This is a genomic window from Mycobacterium sp. M26 (assembly GCF_001494595.1).
In the GTDB taxonomy this organism is placed as follows: domain Bacteria; phylum Actinomycetota; class Actinomycetes; order Mycobacteriales; family Mycobacteriaceae; genus Mycobacterium.
In genome coordinates, this window is sequence record NZ_LN929908.1 from 2,714,443 (window position 1) to 2,736,319 (window position 21,877).

The 21,877-nt window shown below is 66.7% G+C and carries 23 protein-coding genes; 14 read left to right on the plus strand and 9 right to left on the minus strand.

Annotation, left to right across the window (positions count from 1 at the left end):
* Position 1: 1 nt before the first annotated feature.
* Together BN3385_RS22265 and aspS are read right to left on the minus strand one after the other, a co-directional pair.
* Entirely contained in the window at positions 2-427 is a 426-nt protein-coding gene (locus BN3385_RS22265) for a nitroreductase family deazaflavin-dependent oxidoreductase (RefSeq protein WP_059020070.1), read from the minus strand.
* 11 nt (positions 428-438) lie between these two features.
* Complete coding sequence (gene aspS / locus BN3385_RS22270) at positions 439-2,202, minus strand: aspartate--tRNA ligase (protein WP_059020071.1); 1,764 nt, start codon at positions 2,200-2,202, stop codon at positions 439-441.
* 115 nt (positions 2,203-2,317) lie between these two features.
* Here aspS and BN3385_RS22275 point away from each other — a divergent pair, with 115 nt between their 5' ends.
* Entirely contained in the window at positions 2,318-2,806 is a 489-nt protein-coding gene (locus tag BN3385_RS22275; RefSeq protein WP_059022320.1) for an SRPBCC family protein, read from the plus strand.
* Here BN3385_RS22275 and BN3385_RS22280 read toward each other — a convergent pair whose 3' ends face one another.
* A complete protein-coding gene (locus BN3385_RS22280; protein ID WP_059022321.1) occupies positions 2,807-4,291 on the minus strand; it encodes a carboxylesterase/lipase family protein in 1,485 nt (494 codons plus the stop codon).
* 71 nt (positions 4,292-4,362) lie between these two features.
* Here BN3385_RS22280 and ypfJ point away from each other — a divergent pair, with 71 nt between their 5' ends.
* Positions 4,363-5,250, plus strand: coding sequence for a KPN_02809 family neutral zinc metallopeptidase (ypfJ, locus tag BN3385_RS22285; RefSeq protein ID WP_059020074.1), 888 nt, complete (start codon positions 4,363-4,365; stop codon positions 5,248-5,250).
* On the opposite strand, the gene BN3385_RS22290 is transcribed toward ypfJ, so the two are convergent.
* Positions 5,247-6,122 carry an acyl-CoA thioesterase gene (locus tag BN3385_RS22290; protein WP_059020076.1) on the minus strand — a complete coding sequence of 292 codons (876 nt, stop codon included), beginning with the start codon at positions 6,120-6,122 and terminating at the stop codon, positions 5,247-5,249. The genes ypfJ and BN3385_RS22290 overlap by 4 nt on opposite strands.
* 101 nt (positions 6,123-6,223) lie before the next feature.
* Here BN3385_RS22290 and BN3385_RS22295 point away from each other — a divergent pair, with 101 nt between their 5' ends.
* The 4 genes from BN3385_RS22295 (at position 6,224) to BN3385_RS22310 (ending at position 10,657) form a co-directional block, all read left to right on the plus strand.
* Positions 6,224-6,850, plus strand: coding sequence for a TetR/AcrR family transcriptional regulator (locus BN3385_RS22295; RefSeq protein WP_059020077.1), 627 nt, complete (start codon positions 6,224-6,226; stop codon positions 6,848-6,850).
* A gap of 117 nt (positions 6,851-6,967) precedes the next feature.
* Positions 6,968-8,197, plus strand: a complete 1,230-nt coding sequence (locus BN3385_RS22300; protein ID WP_059020079.1) for an amidohydrolase family protein — start codon at positions 6,968-6,970, stop codon at positions 8,195-8,197.
* Positions 8,198-8,276: 79 nt separating this feature from the next.
* Positions 8,277-9,410 carry an acyl-CoA dehydrogenase family protein gene (locus tag BN3385_RS22305; RefSeq protein ID WP_059020081.1) on the plus strand — a complete coding sequence of 378 codons (1,134 nt, stop codon included), beginning with the start codon at positions 8,277-8,279 and terminating at the stop codon, positions 9,408-9,410.
* The gene (locus tag BN3385_RS22310) at positions 9,410-10,657 is read left to right on the plus strand and encodes an acyl-CoA dehydrogenase family protein (RefSeq protein ID WP_059020083.1); all 1,248 of its coding nucleotides are present in this window, start codon (positions 9,410-9,412) and stop codon (positions 10,655-10,657) included. Before BN3385_RS22305 ends, BN3385_RS22310 begins: the two co-directional genes overlap by 1 nt.
* Positions 10,658-10,730: 73 nt before the next feature.
* Here BN3385_RS22310 and BN3385_RS22315 read toward each other — a convergent pair whose 3' ends face one another.
* The 4 genes from BN3385_RS22315 to BN3385_RS22330 form a co-directional block, all read right to left on the minus strand.
* The gene (locus tag BN3385_RS22315; protein WP_059020085.1) at positions 10,731-11,747 is read right to left on the minus strand and encodes an Rv2578c family radical SAM protein; all 1,017 of its coding nucleotides are present in this window, start codon (positions 11,745-11,747) and stop codon (positions 10,731-10,733) included.
* Between the two features lie 31 nt (positions 11,748-11,778).
* Complete coding sequence (locus tag BN3385_RS22320) at positions 11,779-13,044, minus strand: sensor domain-containing phosphodiesterase (protein ID WP_082690595.1); 1,266 nt, start codon at positions 13,042-13,044, stop codon at positions 11,779-11,781.
* 357 nt (positions 13,045-13,401) lie between these two features.
* Positions 13,402-13,797: a hypothetical protein gene (locus BN3385_RS22325; protein ID WP_059020089.1), complete on the minus strand. Its 396-nt coding sequence runs from the start codon at positions 13,795-13,797 to the stop codon at positions 13,402-13,404.
* Between the two features lie 58 nt (positions 13,798-13,855).
* Positions 13,856-14,518, minus strand: a complete 663-nt coding sequence (locus tag BN3385_RS22330) for a hypothetical protein (RefSeq protein WP_059022322.1) — start codon at positions 14,516-14,518, stop codon at positions 13,856-13,858.
* A gap of 65 nt (positions 14,519-14,583) precedes the next feature.
* Here BN3385_RS22330 and BN3385_RS22335 point away from each other — a divergent pair, with 65 nt between their 5' ends.
* The 3 genes from BN3385_RS22335 to BN3385_RS22345 are packed head-to-tail and all read left to right on the plus strand — an operon-like array spanning position 14,584 to position 16,426.
* On the plus strand, positions 14,584-15,189 hold the full coding sequence (locus BN3385_RS22335; RefSeq protein WP_197415256.1) for a TetR/AcrR family transcriptional regulator: 606 nt from the start codon (positions 14,584-14,586) through the stop codon (positions 15,187-15,189).
* On the plus strand, positions 15,186-16,076 hold the full coding sequence (locus BN3385_RS22340) for a haloalkane dehalogenase (RefSeq protein ID WP_059020094.1): 891 nt from the start codon (positions 15,186-15,188) through the stop codon (positions 16,074-16,076). The genes BN3385_RS22335 and BN3385_RS22340 overlap by 4 nt, the downstream gene beginning before the upstream one ends.
* Before the next feature lie 8 nt (positions 16,077-16,084).
* Positions 16,085-16,426, plus strand: a complete 342-nt coding sequence (locus BN3385_RS22345) for a gamma-glutamylcyclotransferase family protein (protein ID WP_502688085.1) — start codon at positions 16,085-16,087, stop codon at positions 16,424-16,426.
* Positions 16,427-16,430: 4 nt separating this feature from the next.
* Here BN3385_RS22345 and BN3385_RS22350 read toward each other — a convergent pair whose 3' ends face one another.
* Entirely contained in the window at positions 16,431-16,946 is a 516-nt protein-coding gene (locus tag BN3385_RS22350) for an Rv2576c family protein (protein ID WP_353612234.1), read from the minus strand.
* A 121-nt stretch (positions 16,947-17,067) separates the two neighbouring features.
* Here BN3385_RS22350 and urtA point away from each other — a divergent pair, with 121 nt between their 5' ends.
* From urtA to urtE, 5 genes are all read left to right on the plus strand, one after another.
* Positions 17,068-18,330 carry an urea ABC transporter substrate-binding protein gene (gene urtA / locus BN3385_RS22355; protein ID WP_059020095.1) on the plus strand — a complete coding sequence of 421 codons (1,263 nt, stop codon included), beginning with the start codon at positions 17,068-17,070 and terminating at the stop codon, positions 18,328-18,330.
* Positions 18,331-18,395: 65 nt separating this feature from the next.
* Positions 18,396-19,280 (plus strand): urea ABC transporter permease subunit UrtB, encoded by an 885-nt coding sequence (gene urtB, locus BN3385_RS22360; protein WP_059020098.1) that lies wholly within the window; start codon positions 18,396-18,398, stop codon positions 19,278-19,280.
* Entirely contained in the window at positions 19,277-20,383 is a 1,107-nt protein-coding gene (gene urtC / locus BN3385_RS22365) for an urea ABC transporter permease subunit UrtC (RefSeq protein WP_059020100.1), read from the plus strand. The genes urtB and urtC overlap by 4 nt, the downstream gene beginning before the upstream one ends.
* A complete protein-coding gene (gene urtD / locus BN3385_RS22370) occupies positions 20,380-21,183 on the plus strand; it encodes an urea ABC transporter ATP-binding protein UrtD (RefSeq protein WP_059020102.1) in 804 nt (267 codons plus the stop codon). Before urtC ends, urtD begins: the two co-directional genes overlap by 4 nt.
* Positions 21,183-21,875, plus strand: a complete 693-nt coding sequence (urtE, locus tag BN3385_RS22375) for an urea ABC transporter ATP-binding subunit UrtE (protein ID WP_059020104.1) — start codon at positions 21,183-21,185, stop codon at positions 21,873-21,875. The genes urtD and urtE overlap by 1 nt, the downstream gene beginning before the upstream one ends.
* Positions 21,876-21,877: the final 2 nt, after the last annotated feature.

Consider the following 21,877-nt stretch of genomic DNA (forward strand, 5'->3'; position numbering starts at 1 on the left):
GCTAGACGCGCTGCAGTTCGAACAGCGGGATGACGCGGCTGGTGTTGGCCTGGTAGTCGCCGAACGTCGGTGCCAGTTCGACGATCTTCGGATAGGTCGCGTCGCGCTCGTCGGCGGGCAACTCGCGGGCCACTACGTCGTAGGCGTCGGTGCCGACCTCGATATGCGCGCGCGGGTTGGCCCGGAGGTTGTGTACCCAGGCTGGGTTGGTGTCGGCACCGGCCTTGGAGCCGACGATGATCATCTTGTCGTCGATGGTCAGGTAGGCCAGCGGGCTGAGCCGGGGCTGACCCGACTTCGCACCGGTACTGGTCAGCAGCAGCAGGGTGGCTCCGGCGAACGGGCCACCGACCACGCCCTTATTGGCGCGGAACTCCTCAATGATGGGCTGGTTGAACGCGTCCAGAGAGGCCTTCGAAGTGTCCATGACTCTTGAAGCTACTCCGGCTTGGCGTCTATTCCGGATTCCTTGCGCTGCTGGGCGGTGATCGGCGCGGGCGCATCGGTCAACGGGTCCACGCCGCCACCGGACTTCGGGAAGGCGATGACGTCGCGGATCGAGTCCGCGCCGAACAGCAGCGCGGTGATGCGGTCCCAGCCGAACGCGATACCGCCGTGCGGCGGGGCGCCAAAGGTGAAGGCGTCCAACAGGAATCCGAACTTCTCCTGCGCCTCGGCATTATCGATGCCCATCACCGCGAACACCTTCTCCTGGATGTCGCGGCGGTGGATACGTATCGAGCCGCCGCCGATCTCGTGGCCGTTGCACACGATGTCGTAGGCGTCGGCCAGCACCGCGCCGGGGTCGGTGTCGACGGTGTCGGCGTACTGCGCCTTGGGCGAGGTGAAGGCGTGGTGCACGGCGGTCCAGGCACCGGAGCCGACGGCGACGTCACCGGCGGCGGTGGCATCGCCGGCGGGTTCGAACAGCGGCGGGTCGACGATCCAGGTGAACGCCCAGGCGCACGGGTCGATCATGTCCAGCCGGCGGGCGATCTCGCCGCGCGCAGCCCCTAGCAGCGCCCGCGACGTCTTGACCGGGCCGGCCGCGAAGAACACGCAGTCACCCGGGTTGGCACCGACGTGGGCGGCCAGGCCGGCTCGTTCGGCGTCGGAGAGGTTCTTGGCGACGGGGCCGGACAGCTCGCCGTCCTCGCCGACCAGCACGTAGGCCAGACCCTTGGCGCCGCGCTGTTTGGCCCACTCCTGCCAGCCGTCCAGGGTGCGGCGGGGCTGCGAGGCACCGCCGGGCATGACGACCGCGCCGACGTAGGGCGCCTGGAACACCCGGAACGGGGTGTCGGCGAAGTACTCGGTGCACTCGACGAGTTCGAGGCCGAACCGCAGATCGGGCTTGTCGGAACCGTAGAGCCGCATCGCGTCGGCATAGGTCATCCGCGGGATGGGCCGCGGCAGTTCGTAGCCGATGAGGGCCCACAGCGCGGCCAGGATCTCCTCGGCCACCGCGATGATGTCGTCGGAGTCGACGAAGCTCATCTCCATGTCGAGCTGGGTGAACTCGGGCTGGCGATCGGCGCGGAAATCCTCGTCGCGGTAGCAGCGGGCGATCTGGTAGTAGCGCTCCATGCCCGCCACCATCAGCAGCTGCTTGAACAGCTGCGGGCTCTGCGGCAGGGCGTAGAAGGAGCCGGGCTGCAGCCGGGCGGGCACCAGGAAGTCACGCGCCCCTTCCGGAGTGGACCGGGTCAGCGTCGGGGTCTCGATCTCGACGAAGTCGTGACCGGCCAGCACGGCACGGGCGGCGGCGTTGGCCTTCGAGCGCAACCGGATCGCCTCGCCCGGGCCGCCGTCGCGGCGCAGGTCCAGGTAGCGGTACTTCAGCCGGGCTTCCTCGCCGGCCGGCTCGTCGAGCTGGAACGGCAGCGGGGCGCTCTCCCCCAGCACGGTCAGCGAGGTCGCGTTGACCTCGATCTCACCGGTGGGGATCTCGGCGTTGGCATTACCTTCGGGACGGATCTCCACCACGCCGTCGACGGCGACGCAGAACTCCGCGCGCAGCCGGTGGGCCTGGTCCAGCACCCCGGCGTCGCGGAACACCACCTGCGTCACGCCGGTGGAGTCGCGCAGGTCGATGAAGATCACGCCGCCGTGGTCCCGGCGACGGGCGACCCAGCCGGCCAGAGTGACCTTCTGTCCGGCGTCGGTGGCCCGCAACGAACCTGCGGCGTGAGTGCGCAGCACTGGCTGACTCCTGGGATAGGGAATGGGAAACCGGGTGATCAGTCTATGAGGTCGAGCGGACCACACAGTCGACGCCTCAGTGTATGGTCAGCGCGGAGGTGCGCCCGTGACCACGATGTATCCCTGTGAGCTCGTCGATCTGAGCTTCATCAAGAACGCCAAGTACCGCTACTCCAACAGCGTCGACCTGGCCATCACGCCGGAGCAGGTGTTCGAGGTGCTCGAGGACGCCGAGTCCTGGCCGCAGTGGGCCAAGGTGATCACGAAGGTGACCTGGACCAGCCCCAAGCCCTACGGCATCGGCACCACCCGCACCGTCGACATGCTCGGTGGTCTGGTCGGCGACGAGGAATTCCTGGCCTGGGAGCCCTACAGCTATCTGGCCTTCCGCTTCAACACCTCGTCGAACAAGGCGGTCGCCGCGTTCGCCGAGGAGTACCGGGTGGAGAAGACCCCGGGCGGCAGCCGGCTGACATGGACCGTGGCCCAGAAGCCCAACGGCGCGGCCAAGTGGGGACTGATCCTCGGCGGGCCGGCGATGAACCTGGCGTTCAAGTGGTTCCTGTCGAACCTGCGCCGCTACACCGATAAGCGGTACGGCTGATCAGTACAGCCCCGACCACGCCTGGCGGCGCATCGCATCGGGGTCGTCGACGCTGACGTCGCGGGCCGAGCCGATGATGCGGGTTGCCCGCCGCGGGGTGTCGTAGCGCGGCCAGTCCTCCAGACCGTCGCCGGTGGCGAACCGCAGCCAGGTGCGCTGCATACGGCGGCCGACCGAGGGCAACACCCGGCGTCCCAGTGGGTGCAGTTTGCGCCCGATGAACGAGCCGTAGCTGTGCTGGATGTGCACGATCTCGCTGCCGTGAGTGGCACCCAACCCGATGGCCCGCAGATGCCAGGCGGCGTGGTCGAAGCGGTAGACGTGGGTGAGCGCATGCGCGCTGTAGGCGTCGGCGAACGCCCATGTCGGAGCGCCGAACATGACATCGGAGCCGACGGCGATCAGGGCCTGCCGGCGCGGATAGCCCGGGTAGGCGGCCAGCACCCGGTCGCGGGCCGCCGGAGCCACCCGGGCGAAGTAGGCGTCGATCCCGGCGACCGTGGTGGGCAGCATGGGCGGTTTGGACCAGGCGAACATCGAGGCTTCGTGGGTGTTGGTGCCGACAATGAGCGGCACCGGGTTGAGTTCACCGCGCCGCGCGGCCTCGATCGGGTGGTGCGGCAACAACTCGCTGCCGAAGGTGAGACCGTACGCCAGTGTCGGCGTGGACTCCGCGCTGCGGCGCTGGATCTCCCCCGCCGCACGGCGCAGCACCCGCTGCGGCAGACCCGCCAGTTCGGTGGGGCTGGCGCCGACGAGGTCGAGGAACTCGTGCGCGCGGCGGGCGCGGGTGTCGCGGTCGGCGATCAGCGGTAGCGCCGGGCTCTGCGCGATCGCCCGGGCGAACAGGCCGCGCGAGGCCGGGCTGGCCAGCAGCGCCAGCACCGAGGTGGCGCCGGCGGATTCGCCGAAGATGGTGACGCACCGCGGATCTCCACCGAAGGCGGCGATGTTGTCACGCACCCACTGCAGAGCGGCGAGCTGATCGCGCAGACACAGGTTGTCGACGAAACCTTCACCGAGATCGCCGAGTTCGAAGCCGCCGAACACCCCGAGCCGGTAGGTCACGTTGACCACGACCACATTGCCGTTGGCGGCCAGCCGGGACCCGTTGTAGAGCTGGAGCTGCCCGGCGCCGTAGACGAACGCCCCGCCGGGAATCCACACCATCACCGGCAGCAGCGTTCCGGGCTCACGCCGCGGCGACCACACCGTGACGGTCAGGCAGGCCTCGTCGCGGATCTTCGGATCATCACGGCCGCCGCCGACGAACGAGCGGCCCTGGGGTGGGACCGGGCCGTGCTCGACGGCCTGCCGCAGTCCCGACCAGGGTGCCAAGGGTTCGGGAGCCCGGAACCGGCGTTCGCCGACGGGTTGCTCGGCGTAGGGGACCCCACGCCACACGTGGACCTCGCCCTCGGTGGTGCCGCGCAGGGCGCCGGAAGACGTGTGCGCCACGGTCGACGGATCTGCGACGACAGCCACCAGCGAATCGTAGTGTGGCAAGCTGAACGCGACTGGTTGCCAGCCTGAACGGTCCATCTCAAGGAGCGGCGATGACCTTCAACGAAGGTATGCAGATCGACACGAGCACCACCTCGACCGGTGGCGGCGGTGGTGGCGGTCGCGGTATCGCCATCGGCGGCGGTGTCGGCGGCCTGGTGATCGTGTTGCTCGCCCTGTTCCTCGGGGTCGACCCGGGCCGCGTCATCAGCCAGCAACCGGCCCTTCCGCCAGGCGCCGAGCAGTCCGAGTCCTACGACCTGAGCAAGTGCAAGACCGGTGCCGATGCCAACAAGTACGTCGAGTGCCGCGTGGTGGCGACCGGCAACTCGGTGGACGGGGTGTGGGAGCAGCTGTTGCGCGGCTACAGCCGGCCGAAGATGAAGCTGTTCAAGGGGTCGGTGCAGACCGGCTGCGGTCCGGCCACCAGTGATGTAGGCCCGTTCTACTGCCCCGTCGACCGCACGGCGTACTTCGACACCGACTTCTTCGACGTTCTCAAGACGCAATTCGGTTCCAGCGGTGGACCTTTGGCCCAGGAGTACGTGGTCGCCCACGAGTACGGCCATCACGTGCAGAACCTGCTCGGGGTGCTGGGCCGGGCTCAGCAGGGCGCTCAGGGTGCCACCGGTAACGGCGTGCGCACCGAGCTGCAGGCCGACTGCTACGCCGGCGTGTGGGCGCACTACGCCGCGATCACCAAGCAGCCGGGCACTGACGTGACCTACCTGGAACCGTTGAGCGACAAGGACATTGCCGACGCGCTGTCGGCCGCGGCATCCGTCGGCGACGACCGGATCCAGAAGCAGGCCACCGGCCGGGTGAACCCCGAGCAGTGGACGCACGGCTCCTCGGCCGAGCGCCAGAAGTGGTTCACCGTCGGCTACCAGACCGGTGACCCGAACCAGTGCGACACCTTCAAGGCGCGCGATCTGAATTAGATCCTGGCCTCCACCGCCACCGCGGTGTCCACCGCCCGCATCGGCCGGATCAGGCCGTCTTGGGTGAATGAGGCAAGCAGTTCGCCTTCTTCGGTGTGCACCGCACCGCGGATGTAGGTCATCCCGGCGCCGGCCTGGGTGCTCTCGTGGGTGTAGAGCAGCCAGCCGGTCCAGCTGACCGGCTCGTGGAAGCTCACCGTCACGGTCATCGGCGCGGTCGAGACGGTGATGTGCGACAGCGCGGTGCCGATTCCCTCGTGCGGGCGCATGCTCGTCGAGATTCCCAAATGACCGGTGAAGTAGGCGATCAGGGCCTTGGCCAGATCATCGCGGGTCGGGACCGGGTCGTAGTGCAGCCAGGCGTACACCTCGGGCGGACCGAGTTCGTCGGGGCTGTTGATGTCGACGACATCGACGAGCTTGATTTCCCTTCCCGCCATGGGCATTTCGCAGACATTGGCCTCTCCCGGGCCGGGCACTTGGGGACGGGGCAGGTGGTGGCGGATCACGTCCGGGCTGGGCACGTCGCAGAACACGGTGAACGTCATGCACCGCTTGTCGTTCTGCGAGGCGTTGATGATCGCGGTGGCGGTGCTGCGCCCCTCGGAGACCACGTCGACGTCGAGGATCACCGGCGGCCCGACCAGCACCGCGCGGGTGAACACCGAGTGCACCGAGCGAACCGACTTGTCCGGGAAGCGTTTAGCCGCCGCCACGATGGCCTGGGCGAGCACCTGGGTTCCCTCCACGACCTGGCGTTCGTCGGAGGCGGCGAGGCCAGACCTGCCGACGAACCGGTCCGGTCCGTCGGACTCGACGTCGAAGAGGTCCAGCAGCAGATCCAGCGTCCACGGCGTGCACTGGTCGGTCATGGCTCCTCCTGGTTAATGCGGATCGGCGGATGTGCTCAGTGCTGTTCTACCAGAACGGTAACGTCATTCTCCACCGGATGGTAGGACGATAAGGTGTGTCCATGGCCAAGGCCGCCGACGAGTCACCCGTGCGCGCCGACCCGGAGTCCCGGGTCGGTCGCTTCATGCGCTCCGCGCTGTCGATCCTGGCCGAGACCGGCCGCACCGACTTCACCGTCCTGGAGGTCGTCGAACGTTCCAAGACCTCGCTGCGCTCGTTCTACCAGCACTTTTCCACCAAGGATGAGCTTCTGCTGGCGTTGATCGACACGATCATGACCGAGTCGACGAAGACCTGGCGCACCGAGACCGAGTCGCTGCCCGCCGCCGAGGCGATGCACGTGCTCATCGAGCGGATCTGCACGCCGGCCGAAACCACCAAGCAGGACAGCATCAACCGCGGCCTGACCTACTACAACGACCACCTCGCCGAGAGCCTGCCGCAGGAATACGCCCGCGTGCTCTCCCCACTGCACGAATTGATCGGCGAGATCCTGCAGCGCGGGATCGGCGAGGGCGTGTTCCGGGCCGACCTCGAAGTCCAGACCACGGCCGCGCTGATCATGCAGGCGGTCCTGGGCGCGATGCGATTGCGCAGTCTCGGCGTCGAGCTCAACGGCGTGCCGATCACCGGCGAGCACATCTACGACTTCTGCGTCCGCGGCCTGCTTCCGCCGCCCGGCGCCTAGCCGTTCGCCCAGGTAGACGCACTCCCCACGACGTCACAAATCCGGTGGTGTTTAGCCTGCTCATCCCGTGGTAACGTCATTACCGCTACCGACCAAGCACACTTCCAGGAGGCGGAGATGCCCTCGCGCGAGCTGCCCTACCCGGTGTTCGATGCCGACAACCACTTCTACGAGCCGCAGGAAGCGCTGACCCAGTTCCTGCCCGAGAAGCGCAAGGGCGTCATCGACTACCTCGACGTCCGCGGCCGCACCAAGATCGTGGTGCGCGGACACATCAGCGACTACATCCCCAACCCGACCTTCGAGGTCGTCGCGCGCCCCGGTGCGCAAGAGGAGTACTTCAAGCACGGCAGCGGCGGCAAGAGCTACCGCGAGGTGATGGGTAAGCCCATGAAGGCCATCCCCGCGTTCCGCAATCCCGAGGCGCGTATCGAGGTGATGGACGGCCTCGCGCTGGACTACACGATCATGTTCCCGACGCTGGCCAGCCTGGTCGAAGAGCGCCTCAAGGACGACCCCGAGCTGATCCTGGACATCGTCCATGCGCTCAACCAATGGATGTATGAGACATGGCGTTTCGACTACGAGGGCCGGATCTTCTCGACGCCGGTGATCAACCTCAGCATCGTCGACCGCGCGCTGGAGGAACTCGAGTGGTGCCTGGAGCGCGGCGCCAAGACCATCCTGGTGCGGCCGGCACCGGTGGCGGGTTTCCGGGGCACCCGGTCGATGGGCCTGCCCGAGTTCGACCCGTTCTGGGATGCCTGCGTCAAGGCCGGCATTCCGGTCTGCATGCACGCCTCAGACAGCGGGTATGCGCAGTACCTCAACGACTGGGAGCCCGCTGAGGAGTTCCTGCCGTTCAAGCCGACGGCGTTCCGGATGGTGGCGATGGGTAAGCGGCCCATCGAGGACACCATGGCCGCGCTGGTCTGCCACGGCGCGTTCACCCGCAATCCGGGGCTGCGCATCCTGTCGATCGAGAACGGCGCCTCCTGGCTGCCCTACCTGTTGCACCAGTTCGAGGATGTGTTCGCCAAGCTCCCCCAGGAGTTCCCGGAGGATCCGGTGACGGCGTTCAAGCGGGGCGTGTATGTGGCCCCGTTCTGGGAGGACAACTTCAAGCAGATGGCCGACCTGATCGGCATCGACCGCATCATCTTCGGATCGGACTGGCCGCACCCCGAAGGCCTGGCCAACCCGATCAACCTGGTCGACGACCTCGTCGCGCAGGGCCTCAACGAAGAGGAACAGCGAAAGGTGATGGGCGGCAACCTGGTTGACCTCTTCGGAGTGCCCAACGTCTCGGTCCATAAGCCCGACGTACCCGCGCTCGTCATCGCTTGAGCGAATCCGATCGTCAGAGTGGACGTGCGCGCCGGGTCACCGGCGCGCACGTTCTTTCCATGAAAGCGAGAACGGCGTCATGACCGCTTCCCCCGAGATCCAGCTGTTCGCCTCCACCACTCAGTCGTTCCTGGACAAGGAAGTTCCCCTGAGCCGGATCCGCGAACTGCACCACGACGGGCTGTCCTTCGAACGCGACTGGTGGCAGCGGGCCGCCGAACTCGGCTGGGCCAGCCTGCTGGTCCCCGAGGAACTCGGCGGCGGCAGCGTGTCCGGTGACGGCGTGGCCGACCTGGCCCTGGTGGCCGAGCACACCGGCAAGACGGTGGCCCCCGGACCGCTGCATCCGGTGAGCATCGTGCTGGCCGGCCTCGCCGACGCCGAGGACGCCGACCGGCACACCGAGACCATCGAGGCACTGGTGTCCGGCGAATCGGTGGCCTCGTGGGCCGTCTACGAGCCCGGATCACCCTGGAATCCGTTGCAGCCTACAGTGACTGCGACAGCGTCAGGAAGCGGTTTCCGGATCGACGGCGTCAAGGACCGGGTGGAGGCCGGTGCCGACAGCGACATCCTGCTGGTGGTGGCCGACGTCGACGGCGCCGCCCGGCAACTCCTGGTGCGCACCGACTCCCCGGGTGTCACCGTCGAGCCGCAGCGCTCGGTGGACCTGGTCAAGTCCTACGCCCGGGTCACCTTCGACGGGGTCGAGGTCGACGAGTCGGCGGCGGTCGGCACCGCCGAGCAGACTGCGGCAATGGTGGCCCGCCAGACACAGATCGCCTTGATCCTGCAGTGCGCCGAGACCGTCGGCATTCTGCAGACCGTCTTCGATATGACCGTGCAGTGGGGTTTCGACCGCCATTCATTCGGCCGGCCCCTGGTGTCGTATCAGGCGCTCAAACACATCTACGCCGACCTCAAGATCTGGCTGGAAGCCTGCCGGGCCACCACCAAGACCGCTGTCGCAAAGGTGGGTGAGCGGGAGCCCGACGCCGACTTCGCGGTCAGTGTGGCCAAATCCTATGTGGCCGAACATGCCCCGGACATGGTGCAGCGCTGTGTGCAGATGCACGGCGGCATCGGTGTCACCTGGGAGCACGACCTGCATCTGTATCTGCGACGGGTGACCCTGTACCGCTCGCTGTACGGCACCCCCGAAGAACACAACCTCCTCGTGTACCGGATGACCAAAGAGCTGGAGTCCGCCTGATGACCACGACCACCGCCACCCAGACCGAATCGGTCGTCGAGTTCGCCGCCCGCGCGCGCAAATGGCTGTCGGAGAACATGCCCTCGATCGACCCCAACAATCCGCCGGAGGCCGACCGCGGCGAGGAGGGCCCCTGGCTGCGCGCCCGGGAACTCCAGAAGAAGCTGTGGGAGGGCGGTTTCGCCGGCATCTGCTTCCCGCGGGAGTACGGCGGGCTGGGCCTGCCCATCGAGTATCAGCGGGCCTTCGACCTCGAGTCGCGCACCTACGAGATGCCGATCATCCTCAACACCCCGACGTTCACCATCTGCGCGGCCACCATCCTGGACATGGGCAGCGAAGAGCAGAAGCGCCAGCACATCGGTGGGGCGCTGCGCGGCGACGAGGTTCTGGTGCAACTGCTCTCCGAGCCCAACGGCGGCTCGGATCTGGCCGGAGTGATCACCCGCGCTGACCGCCGTGGCGACAAGTGGATCGTCAACGGCGCAAAGACCTGGAGCACCAGCGCTTTCGCGGCGGACTACGGGCTGATGCTGGCCCGCACCAACTGGGACGTGCCCAAGCACGAGGGTCTGACGATGTTCCTGGTGCCGATCAATTCACCGGGTATCACGTTGCGCCGCATCAAGCAGGTCAACGGTTCGATCGAATTCTGCGAGGAGTTCTTCGACGGTCTGGAACTCGGCGACGATGCCGTGGTCGGTGCGGTCAACGACGGCTGGGCGGTGGCCTCCCGCCAGCTCTACCACGAGCGGCGGGCCGTCGGCGGCGGCTCGGAGTTCTCCAGCGGCATCGGCGCCGAAGGCAAGACCGACAAGCCGGTCGACTATGGCGCACTGCTCGAGCAGACCGGCCAGGCCGACAACACGCACCTGCAGGAGCTGGCCGGCCGCGCGCTGGTGCACCGCGCCGTGCAAGAGCAGTTGATCGACCACGTCTATCACGGCGTCAACGATGGATCGCTGCCGCCGGCGGCGGGCTCGATCATCCGGATCTCCCACGCCGAGACCCTCAACCTCGAACTCGACACCACGCTGGCGATCACCGCCAGCTCCGGGGTGATCGACACCGGGGATGATCTGTTCGAGATCGGCAACCGCTACCTGTCCCGGCAGACGGCGTCCCTCGGCGGCGGCACCACCGAGGTGGCCCGCAACGTGATCGGTGAACGGGTGCTGGGCTTTCCGCGCGAGCTCGCCGCCGACAAGGGTGTGCCGTTCAATCAGGTCAAGCGCGGCCGCAGCTAGCTTCGGGCGCCACTGTGGGTGCTGTGCACACCTTTTCGCCGTTTCCCGTGCATATCCCCCACACTCGCCGCAGCTAGAACAGGCTCAGTTGCGGCTCGACTGGCACAGGCTGCGGCACGGGGGCGGCCGACCGGAACGGCCGGTGGTCTCCGGTGAGCCGGTACTTGGCCACCAGGGGCGCCGCCCGCTGACGCAGCATCTCCCGGTAGTCGGCGGGCAGGTAGGCGCTGCGCCGGTACAGGTTTCGGTAGGTCGGCACCAGCTCGGGATGGGAGCGGGCCAGCCAGCTCATGAACCACCCGCGGGTCGAGCTTCGCAGGTGCAAACCGAACACCGTGACACCGGTGGCACCGGCGGCGGCGATCTGGCCCAGCAGGCTGTCGAGATGCTCCTCGGAGTCGGTGAGATGCGGCAGTACCGGTGCAACCATCACGTGGCAGTCCAGTCCGGCGTCGCGGACTGCCGAGATCAGGCCGAGGCGCGCAGTCGGTGACGGCGTGCCGGGCTCGACATCGTGGTGCAGCTCAGGGTCGGCCACTGCCAGTGAGATCGCCACCGACAGCGGAACCCGTTGTGCCACCTCAGCGATCAGCGGAAGATCACGGTGTAGCAGGGTGCCTTTGGTCAGAATCGACATCGGCGTCCCGGAATCGGCGAGCGCGGTGAGGATGCCGGGCATCAGTTGGTAACGTCCCTCGGCCCGTTGATAGGGATCGGTATTGGTGCCCAGCGCGACGGTCTCCCGACGCCACGACGGCCGGGCCAGTTCGCGCCGCAGCACCTCGACGATGTTGGTCTTGACCACGATCTGGCTGTCGAAGTCCCCGCCCGGGTCGAACTCCAGATACTCGTGGGTGGGGCGGGCGAAGCAGTACCGGCAGGCGTGTGCACACCCGCGGTAGCCGTTGACGGTGTACTGGAACGGCAGCATGGCCGCCGACGGGATCTTGTTCAGCGCCGACTTGCACAGCACCTCGTGGAAGGTCACCCCGTTGAACTGCGGGGTGCGCACGGTCCGGACGAACCCGATGCGCTGCAGTCCGGGCAGCGCTCCGTCGTCGACCCTGATCCCCTGGTCCGACCACCGCACCCCACCATTCGAACGCGTGTTCGATGATCTGTCAACCCCGGTTGTCGGACATCCATGGACCCGCCGGCTGTGGTCGGCCGAGATAGAAGCCCTGACCGTATTCAACGCCCAGACCGATCAGCGTCTGCACCTGATTTGCTGTCTCGACAACCTCGGCCACGGTGATGGCGTTCAACTCCGACGCCAGTGCGTTGAGGGCGGTGGACAACGCCCGTTTGGCGGGATCGGTATCGATGTCGGTGATCAACTCACCGTCGATCTTGATGACGTCGGGGTGCAGCCGCAGTATCTGGGTGAAGCTGGCGTAGCCGGCACCGGCATCGTCGACGGCGATCCGGATGCCGCGATCGCGTATCCGGGTGAGACTCTCGGCAAGGTCGTCGGGGAACGGTTCATGCTCGGTGAGTTCGACGACCAGAGGCCGGTCCTGCGATAGCAGCATGTCCTGAATCGCCGGCTCGCACGCGGCTCCCGGGCTCAGGTTGACGGTGACGGGCCAATCGCCGGGAATCCGGGGGGCGGCGGTCAGGACAGTGTGTAGCGCGGCGTGTTCGAGGTCGATACCGCGGCCAACCCGGCGGGCAGCACCAAACCACTGCATGGGTGTCAGGTCCGGCGAAGCGGGAAACCGCGTCAGGCCTTCGTAGGCGACCGTTGCGCTACTGGGCAGATGGACGATGGGCTGGAAGACCGCACTGAGAGCGTCAGGCTGCATGAGCAGGGCATCGAGCTGGTCCTGCAGCCCTTGGGCCTCCACCACTTCCGGCAACAGAATCGAAGCAACGAATCTCGCTGTGAGGGTGCGCTTTCCGGTCTCATCAACGTCCGCCATCGCGTACGTCACGGCAGAAACGAACTCGCTGATCTCAAGCATGAGATCGACGTCTGATTCGTCGAAGGCATGTGGTGCCCGGGCGACCAGGAGCAGCGATCCGAAGGGCTGATCGCCATGCACCAGGGGAATCACCGCCCATGACCGGGTTCCCCACTGCTGGTTCATGGCGCGTACGCGCGGCGACAACCGCGAGTCGACCCTGGCGTCATCCACCAGCTGGGGCTTTCGCTCGCTGGCCGCCAGGCCTTGCAGGCTGTTGTCGCTGGGCACGGCGAAACCTGTCGTCGCCGCCGCCACCACCCCGTAGGCGGAGACGGTGACATACGCGTCATCGGAGGCACGAAGTAATGCGACGGCTGCTCCATCGGCTTTCGGCATGAGGGCACACGCCTGCTGGGCTATTCGGCCCATCAACGACGCTGGATCCATCACGGTCGCCAGCGCCGGAACCAACTTGTCCACGTGCCCCCTCGCCACGAGCTAACGCGATGGAACTTGTCGCCGCAAATTGACGATACCGATGTTTCGGCGCTACGAGCGCTTATTTGCCGGTGCTAGCCGCGACCGTCGGCGATTCCTCGAGTGCGCCTGGGCCTCGCATGGCGCAATGTAGGGCGCTACCCGTCGACTAACGCCGCGCGGCTTGCGTGAAGGCGTACAGGGCATTCATCGTGGCCATCGCCGAGGGTATCGAGGGAATGATCCAGTACCGCAACGATGTTTGCGCTCGGCCCGCAAGCGGCCGGCACAATTCCAACGATCTATCCACGTCCCTCGAGGGGTCAACGCGGGGCACCCGCCACCGGGTGAATAGCCCGGTTACTTCTTGCGCCAGACAAACTTGAGGCCGGAATACACCTCTGATACGGCGCACACCTTGACGTCGACAAGTCCGGTCGGAAGCAATACGTCGCGCAGCGTCTGTTCGGTGACATCAGTGGGAATCTTGGACGCTTTCTTGGGCCATGAGATCCAGAACATCTGCTGTGGTTGCTCCAGCTGCTGGACTCGCTCGGCAATGTCAACGAGTTCAGAGCTCGTCGAAATGAAATAGTGCAGATAGTTCGCACACCGTTCGTCGGTCGTCACTGTCGTGTCGTTCTGCACATCGCCGAGTTCCGCCCACACGTCCGGCGGCATGTTGGAGACGTACACCTGCATGCCGGGTTTGATACCGAGTTTGTCGCGAAGGGAACGGTGCGAATAGCCGGCCATCGGGAAATTATGCGGCGCGCTCAACAGAATGGTGAACGCTCCCTGGGGCGCTGCCCACTCAGTCGTCCAACTCCCCCGCGATCCCCCGCTCCAACGCCCCGCGCGTTCGGTCCGGCAGCACCACCAGCCCGTCGAGTTCACCGCGGGCCAGGTCGTAGGCGCGCTCGCGTTCCTGCGGCGTGGCCCCCCGGTCGGCGGCCACCCGCAGCAGGCTCTGCGCACGGGTCAGGCGCTGCTGGTCCTCGCGGCTGAAATCGCTGCGCCGCCGGCGCACCGCCTCGGCTTCGGCGGCCTGGAACGCCGTCGCATAGGCCTCGACAGCATCGAGGTACTCGCGCGCGGCCTCGGGATCGTCCAGCAGGTCCTCGGCCTTGGCCGGCCGCAGCAGATCCGCCCGCAGCTTGGCCCGGTGAAACGCCACCGTCAGCGGCTCACGCATATCGGTCATCACCGGGAAGTCCAGCAGTTTGGCGGCATCGAGTTCGTAGTCCAGCCACCGCGAATCGGTACGGCTGTGCTGGTCGAGCACCCGGGTGATGGTGCGCCATTGCGCGGCTTGGCTTTTCGGCTCGGAGCGCACCACAGTCGGCGCCTCCACCTCCGGCGGCGACTGGCCCTGGCGCCGGTTGATCGCGCTGACACCCTTGACCGCGGCATAGATCGCGCCCGCCAACGGCACCAGGATGAGCAGCAGCTCGGCCAACCGGAAGATCATCCCCACCACTTCAGCATGCCACCACAGGGTATTGGCATGATGCCCATCATGTGATTAGCATGATGAACATCATGCGAAAAGCACCGTCTCGCCGGCAGCTCGGCAAGCAGCAATCACTGGACCGGATCCTCGACGCGGCCGCCCGCCGACTGCGCGAGGAGGGCCTGGAGGGCACCGCGATCGTCCCGGTCATGCAGGACGCCGGGCTTACCCACGGAGCCTTCTACTCGCACTTCGACAACAAGCGCGAACTCGCCGACGCCGCGTTCGCCCACGCCATCACCACCGGGCGCTCGCACTGGATCAAACCGGGACCGAAGGAACCCTGGAACGAGCGGCTCACACGCCTCGCCCGGCGCTACCTCACCCCCGCCCACCGCGACGACCTGGGCACCGCCTGCGGCTTCGCCGCGCTGAGCTCGGATGCCGCCCGCGCCCCGAACAGCTTTCGCGAGACCTATCAGCGGGAACTGGAGAAATCACTGGCCGCCGTCTGCGACGGCGACGAAACGCCGGAGCGCATGGACGACGCCATCGCGCTGGCCATCATCTGCTTCGGCGGGATCGCCCTGGCCCGCGCGGTCCCCGACGACGAGTTCTCCGCACGCGTCCTTCGGATCGCCCGTCAGACCGCCGCGACCTACGCCGACCACTCCCGACACGAAGGAGACCGATGACCAACGCCAAGCCCTACGGCCACACCCAGTACGCCGAGGTTCTCGGGCGCAGGATGGCCTACATCGACGAGGGCGCCGGTGATGCGATCGTCTTCCAGCACGGCAACCCCACCTCGTCGTATCTGTGGCGCAATGTCATGCCGCACCTCGAGGGCGTCGGCCGGCTCGTCGCGTGCGATCTGATCGGAATGGGCAATTCCGACAAGCTGCCCGACTCCGGTCCCGACAGCTACCACTACCAGCAGCAGCGCGAGCACCTCTTCGCGCTCTGGGATGCCCTGGACCTGGGTGACAATGTCATTCTGGTGCTGCACGACTGGGGCACCGCACTCGGTTTCGACTGGGCCAACCAGCACCGCGACCGGGTGGCGGGCATCGCGTTCATGGAAGGTATCGCCACACCGATTAGCTGGTCGGACTTCCCCAACCGGGTGCGCCCGGTGTTCCAGGGCTTCCGCTCCCCCGAGGGCGAGCAGATGGTCCTGACCGACAACATGTTCGTCGAGGGGGTGCTGCCCGCCTCGATCCTGCGCACACTGTCCGACGAGGAGATGGACCATTACCGGCGGCCCTTCGCCACCCCCGGTGAGGACCGTCGGCCCACACTGTCCTGGCCGCGCAACATCCCGGTCGACGGCGAGCCCGCCGAGGTCGCCCGCGTGGTCGCCGACTACGCCGCCTGGCTCGAAACCAGTGACGTGCCCAAACTTTTCGTCAACGCCGAACCGGGCGCGCTGATGCGCGGCAAGGTCCGCGACTATGTGCGCACCTGGCCCAACCTCACCGAGGTCTCAGTCCCCGGCATCCACTTCATCCAGGAGGACAGCCCCGACGAGATCGGTGCGGCCGTCGCGCAATTCGTCCGCACGGTGCGCGCTGGGCGATGATGGCCGTCATGGCCACCAGTGAGCTGCTCTTCTCCTACGGCACCCTGCGCCAGCGCGAGGTTCAGCTGGCCACCTTCGGACGCGCACTCGACGGCGAACTCGACGCCATCGCCGGCTACGAACTGGACTATGTGACGATCACCGACCCGCACGTCATCGAAACCAGCGGCAGTGACCGCCACCCGATCCTCAAACCGGCCGACGCCGACGCCGCGGTTGAGGGCACCGTCTTCGCGATCACCGAGGCCGAACTGGCCGCTGCCGACGACTACGAGGTCGACGACTACGTGCGGGTGGAAGTGCCGCTGCGCTCAGGGCGCACGGCGTGGGTGTACGTCTTCGCGGGCTAGCGCGTCACCACTGCGAGCCGAAGCACTGCGGGCTGTAGGGCGCGTCCTGGGCGATGGCGACCGCGCCGTCGACGTTGATCTCGCAGTGTGCGTTCGGCGCAGCCTGCCCACCCCGGGTGGTGCTGCTGACCTGCAGGAAAGCCCACTGCGGGTCGTCGAGCGTGGTGGTGAAGACCCACGGCGCGTCCGGCGCGACGGTGATGGTCTCGCGCTTCATGAAGGAGTACGAGTCGGCGTTGTAGGCAGCCTTGCTCGGCGGCTGGGCGGTCAGGTAGGTCACGGTGAACTCGTAGGTGCCACCGGTGGCCAGTGTGTAGGTCACCTGATGCCCGGCGGGCGGCTCAGCCGCGGCGATGGCGTGAGTGCCGGCAACACCGGCGGCCGCCAACACCAGCGCCGCCCCAACCCTTGCTGTCACTGTTCGCATATCGGCCATATCGGCCACCGTACCCAGACCGTTACGCCGTGCGGCGGCCGGATCGGCCCAGCGAAGTAGATAGCACGTTAATACGTTCGTCACATACAGACATTTCACAGAAACTTCTTCGCTCTAACGTCCGGTGTCTATATCGCCGTGAGTCCCGTCTGCTTGACCGCCGTCGGGACTCAATGATTTTCACCTACAACAGGAAAGGGCATCCATGCACCTTCGACGATCCGCATTGAACCGATCGGCTCTGGCCGCGGGAAGCGTCCTTTTCGCGACGAGCCTGGTGCTGGCCGGCTGCGGCAGCAAGGCCAGTGAGACCGATTCAGCAAAGTCGGAATCGTGCGTGGACACCTCCGGATCCAGCATCAAGGTGGGCTCGCTGAACTCGCTGTCGGGAACGATGGCCATCTCCGAGGTCACGGTGCGGGACTCGATCAAGCTGGCCGTCGACGAGATCAACGCCAAGGGCGGTGTGCTGGGCAAGCAGATCCAGATCGTCGGTGAAGACGGTGCCTCTGACCCGGCCGTTTTCGCCCAGAAGGCCGAGAAGCTGATCAAGGACGACTGTGTGGCCGCGGTGTTCGGCGGCTGGACGTCCTCGAGCCGCAAGGCCATGCTGCCGGTCTTCGAGAGCAACAACTCGTTGCTGTACTACCCGGTCCAGTACGAGGGCCTGGAGTCGAGCAAGAACATCTTCTACACCGGCGCCACCACCAACCAGCAGATCGTCCCGGCGCTGGACTACCTGAAGGAGAAGGGCGTCAAGTCCCTCTACCTGGTGGGCAGTGACTACGTCTTCCCGCAGACTGCCAACCGCATCATCAAGGCCTACTCGGCGGCCAACGGTATCGAGATCAAGGGTGAGGACTACACCCCGCTGGGCTCCACCGACTTCTCCACGATCGTCAACAAGGTCCGGGCGTCCAATGCCGGCGCGGTGTTCAACACCCTCAACGGCGACTCCAACGTGGCGTTCTTCAAGGAGTACACCAACGCCGGCCTGACCGCGCAGAAGATGCCGGTGGTCTCGGTGTCGATCGCCGAGGAAGAGGTCCAGGGCATCGGTGCGCAGAACATCGAGGGCCAGCTGACCGCCTGGAACTACTACCAGACCATCGACACGCCGGTGAACAAGGCGTTCGTCGAGGCGTTCAAGGCCAAGTACGGCGCCAACCGGGTCACCTCGGATCCGATGGAAGCCGCCTACGTCTCGGTGTACCTGTGGAAGAACACCGTCGAGAAGGCGAAGTCGTTCGACGTCAAGGCAATTCAGGACAACGCAGGCGGCGTGACCTTCGACGCCCCGGAGGGCCTGGTCACCATCGACGGCGAAAACCACCACATCACCAAGACCGCGCGCATCGGTGAGATCCGTCCCGACGGCTTGATCTACACGATCTGGTCCTCCCCCGGGCCGATCACCCCGGATCCCTACCTGAAGTCCTACCCGTGGGCCAAGGGCCTGTCGGGCTAGAAGGGGCGAGCGAAGCGACGGGGAATTAACACCGGGGCGAGCGAAGCGACGGGAAAAGACTCAGTATGGATGTCCTTGTCGGGCAGCTGGCGACGGGATTGAGCCTCGGCTCAATCCTGTTGCTGGCCGCACTGGGACTCTCACTGACCTTCGGTCAGATGGGCGTCATCAACATGGCGCACGGCGAATTCATCATGGTCGGCTGCTACACCGCCTACGTGGTGCAGAAGGTGATCGCCAATGCCGGTGCCTCCCTGCTGGTTTCCCTCCTAGTCGGCTTCGTGGTCGGCGGACTCCTCGGTGTGCTGCTGGAGGTCACGCTGATCCAGCGGATGTATGACCGCCCGCTGGACACCCTGCTGGTGACCTTCGGTGTCGGGCTCATCCTGCAGCAGGCCGCCCGCAGCATCTTCGGCGCACCGGCGGTCAACGTCACGGCCCCGTCGTGGCTCTCGGGTGGGGTGGAGATCCTGGGCGCCGTGGTGCCCAAAACCCGTATCTTCATTCTGTTGCTGGCCGTGGCCGCGGTCGCCGCGCTGACCGTGCTGCTCAAAACCAGCCCGCTGGGCCGGCGCATCCGGGCGGTGGTACAGAACCGCGACTTGGCCGAAACCAGCGGCATTTCCAGCCGCAAGACCGATATCACCACATTCTTCATCGGCTCGGGTCTGGCCAGCGTGGCCGGTGTGGCGCTGACGCTGATCGGATCCACCAGTTCGACGATCGGACAGAGCTATCTGATCGACGCGTTCCTGGTGGTCGTGGTCGGCGGGCTCGGTCAGATCAAGGGCACCGTGATCGCGGCGTTCGCGCTCGGCCTGCTGAACTCGTTCATCGAGTACAGCACCACCGCGTCACTGGCCAAAGTCATCGTCTTCGTGATCATCGTGATCTTCCTGCAGGTTCGCCCGCAGGGCCTGTTCACGGTCCGGACCAGGAGTCTCGTATGAGGACCGTCATCGGCCGCTGGCAGACCTGGGCCGGATTCGCGGTCGCCGCCGCGGTCCTGTTCGGCCTGGCGCCCGCGGTGCTCAGCAGCTTCCGGCTGGGCCTGCTCGGCCAGTACCTGTGCTTCGCGATCGTGGCCGCCGGCATCGGATTGGCCTGGGGCCGTGGCGGAATGCTCACCCTGGGCCAGGGCGTGTTCTTCGGCCTCGGTGCCTACATGATGGGCATGCACCTCAAGATCGCCGACGCCGAGATCCGCAAGCAGGCGGTCCCCGACTTCATGCAGATCGCGGGAATCCCTGTGTTGCCGGCCTATTGGGAGCCGTTCTCCTCAGCGGCGTTCACGTTGTTCGCGATCGTGGTGATCCCCACCGCGATTGCCGCCCTGCTCGGCCTGGGCGTGTTCAAGCGCCGGGTCAAGGGCGCCTACTTCGCGATCCTGTCCCAGGCACTGGCCGCCGCCCTGGCCATCCTGCTGGTCGGGCAGGCCACTCTCGGTGGCAGCAACGGGCTCAACGGCTTTCGCACGTTCTTCGGGTTCAAGCTGTCCGACCCGGTGAACCGGCAAATGCTGTACTTCATCGCCGCCGGCACCCTACTGGTGGTCGTGGCGGTGGTGCGTCAGCTGATGCACAGCCGCTACGGCGAACTACTGGTGGCGGTGCGCGACGGCGAGGAACGGGTCCGCTTCCTCGGGTATGACCCCGCCAACATCAAGGTGGTGGCCTACACGCTGGCCGCGCTGTTCGCCAGCATCGCCGGCGCCCTGTTCGCCCCGATCATCGGGTTCATCACCCCGGCGCAGGTGGGTGTGGTGCCCTCGATCGCCTTCCTGATCGGGGTGGCGATCGGCGGGCGCACCACGCTGCTGGGCCCGATCCTCGGCGCCATCGGTGTGGCGTGGGCGCAAACCGCGTTCTCCGAACGCTTTCCGTCGGGCTGGACCTACGCGCAGGGCCTGCTGTTCATCGTCGTCGTCGGGTTCTTCCCGGCCGGCCTGGCCGGCCTCGGCGCACTGCTCAAGCGACGCAAGCGCGCCGCCGAACCGCCCAGCCCCGACCCGGATCCGCTCGACGAAACCGAGAAGGTGGGGGCCGCGTCATGACGGTGGCCGAACCGATCGCCGGCGGCAACGCCGGCATGGGCAGCGAATACCTCGAAGTCCGCGATCTCACCGTCGATTTCGACGGCTTCAAGGCCGTCAACGGTGTGGACCTCACCCTGTTCCAGGGTGATCTGCGGTTCCTGATCGGACCCAACGGCGCGGGCAAGACCACCGTGATCGACGCCATCACCGGCCTGGTGCCGGCCAGCGGCTCGGTGAACAAGTCCGGCGCCGAACTGCTGGGCAAGAAGGTCCATCAGATCGCCCGACTCGGTGTGGGCCGAACCTTCCAGACCGCCAGCGTTTTCGAACAGCTCACCGTGCTGCAGAACCTCGACATCGCCGCCGGCGCAGGCCGTTCCTGGTGGACACTGCTGCGCCGGCGCAACGGTGTGCTGCCGGCCATCGAGGAGGCCCTGGAGACCATCGGCCTGACCGATCTGGCCGACCAGCCGGCCGGGGTGCTGGCCCACGGGCAGAAGCAGTGGCTGGAGATCGGCATGCTGCTGGTGCAGAACGCCGACGTGCTACTGCTCGACGAGCCCGTCGCGGGCATGAGCGGCGAGGAACGTGAGGAGACCGGAAACCTGTTGCGCCGCATCGGATCATCGCGCACCGTCGTGGTCGTCGAACATGACATGGACTTCATGCGGGCCTTCGCCACCTCGGTGACCGTGCTGGCCCGCGGCCAGGTGATCGCCGAAGGGTCGGTGGCCGAGGTGCAGGCCAACCCGAAGGTGCAGGAGGTCTACCTGGGCACCGCGGCAGCGGGCACGGCGGACCTGGAGGGTGGCGAATAATGCTGGAGCTCATCGATGTTCGGACCGGCTACGGCCGCTCCCAGGTGATCCACGGCGTCAGCGTCGAGGTGCCCTCCGACGGCGTGGCCGCCGTCATGGGTCACAACGGGGCCGGTAAGACCACCCTGCTGCGAGCGGCGGTCGGACTGCTCAAATGCACGGCGGGCAAGGTGGTGCTCGGCGGAGAGGACGTCACCAAGCTGCGGCCCAGCGCCCGGGTGGCCCGCGGGCTGGCCTATGTGCCGCAGGGTCAGCAGTCGTTCGGCCAGCTGACCACCGCCGAGAATCTGCAGGTGGTAGCCGACGGCCGCAAGAACGGCAAGCAGCTCATCGACGAACAGCTCGACCTGTTCCCCGCGCTCAAGGAGCTACTGAGCCGGCGGGCCGGTCTGCTCTCGGGCGGCCAGCGCCAGCAGTTGGCCATCGCCCGCGCGCTCATCACGACACCGAAGATCCTGATCCTCGACGAGCCCACCGAAGGCATCCAGCCCTCGGTGGTCGCCGAGATCGAGGCCGCCATCACCGCGCTGACCCAACGCGGGGATATGGGTGTCCTGCTCGTCGAGCAGCACATCGGTTTCGCGCTGGAATCCGCCCAGAAGTACTACATCCTGGAAGCGGGACGGGTGACGTCCAGCGGCACCGGCGGATCGGCCTCGGAGGCCGATGTGCGCGCCGCGATGGCGATCTAGGG